1 protein-coding gene is annotated in these 1,661 nt (G+C 39.0%); it reads right to left on the reverse strand.

Annotated features, from left to right (window positions below; genetic code table 11):
* Positions 1 to 196: 196 nt before the first annotated feature.
* Positions 197 to 1,501: an IS1380 family transposase gene (locus FFM51_RS08650; RefSeq protein WP_137598219.1), complete on the reverse strand. Its 1,305-nt coding sequence runs from the start codon at positions 1,499 to 1,501 to the stop codon at positions 197 to 199.
* Positions 1,502 to 1,661: the final 160 nt, after the last annotated feature.

Raw genomic sequence — 1,661 nt, forward strand, 5'->3', positions numbered from 1 at the left:
CCTGAATTATTCATAGTTCATAAAAATCCCGTCAGTTTTCGTATTTTTTCGAAAACTGACGGGTATGTCTTTATCTTTTGCTGAAATACGATGTTTATCAGTTCTAGCTAGTGAGATCTTTCAACTAACTCAGAATTGCTTTGAACTTTTGGATACACTTGTCCCTTGGTTGTACAGATTTTTTTAATTTTGCCGGTTATTCAATAGCCTGGATACGCTGTAGAGCCTGGTAGAACAGCCGATGGTAAACATGATACGAGCTCAGCCGCAACTGAATGCGTCGGCCAGTATGCACAACACGTGCCGCAACTTTGAATAAACGGATCCGCAATGTGCTAACGCACAAGCCGGAATCATGTTTTGTCAGTGTTAGCTGCTTTAAAAAGTTGACAATATTGTAAGCCAGTACACTAACCATCATCCGGGTAGCATTGGCATTAAACGTTGAACTATCAGTCTTATCGAAAAAGAAACCTGTTTTAGCTTCTTTGATGTAATTTTCCATTTGGCCGCGTTTGTGATAAAGTTCGAAGGCAGTTTCAGCCGTTAAATTAGTCAGATTAGTGACGATAAATTCATGTGAAAAGATCAGTTCACCAGCTACTCGAGTTGATTTAATATAAATCTGCCGTGGCTTAGGCCACGATGCTGATTGATAGATTTCAGAGTAGTAATGAGTCTCTTCCTCTTGCCACTGGGTTTGATCACTGATCTTGACGAACTTTTCAGCTAGATTCTGTAATTTTCGATTGCGTTTGAGTCGAATAATGTAAAACACATCTTTGGCTTCACAGACATCGTAAACTTCTGGCGTGGCGAAGCCACTATCACCACGAACCAGAATGTCAGTCGTGGGCAGCTGAGTTTGATAATGCTTTAATAGTGGTGTTAAAAAAGCTTTTACATCTTTGCTGGTGTAGACATTTCCAGAACGCAAGACAGCTTTCAATAAGTTACCATCTTGATCAGTTGCCAGTAATGGATGATATCCTTCAGTACCATAATGTGCGTTGTAGTTAGTGGCTTCCTGTTTGCCATAAGTGTCTGAGTGAGTCGAATCGATATCAATAATCGTGGCTGTCTGGTTGGTTAATAGTCGAACACGGTCGATCAAAGCCTCATTTAAAGTCTGTAATGTGCTAACACTATCTTTATCAAAGCGTTGCCAAAAACGTGATATTGTTGCTTGTGAAGCCAAAGACGGTTTATCCAATAATAATTTAAAAAGCGGTTCTTTTTCTAAAAAAGTTGCCGCAGAATCTGCGCTATAACCAGCAATAATCTGAAGAATTAACTGTTTTAAGATACTAGAATTACTGTGTTGACAATATCGTCGCTGGTCATTGAACCTCAATAGTTTGTCGGCCAAGATGGTGAACTGGAATTTTGCCATCAGCTCTACACACAATGTTAGCCCGCCATCGGAAGATAATTGACCACCCGTATGCGATACTAAAATGTTTTTGTTGAAATTTAATGCCATTTCCTGTAAAGTTTTCAATATAGAGTCCTCTTCTCTCATGTGGTTTTGTTTAGCAATTTAACTATACCAGAGCTGAGGCTCTTTTTGTGTACTTAAAAGGTGAAAATACAAAATACCCATCAAACGCGTGATGCATGTTTTTGATGGGTATTTTGCATATCTTTGTGAATAAATCAGG

The organism is Paucilactobacillus kaifaensis, assembly GCF_005405145.1.
Classification (GTDB): Bacteria; Bacillota; Bacilli; order Lactobacillales; family Lactobacillaceae; genus Paucilactobacillus; species Paucilactobacillus kaifaensis.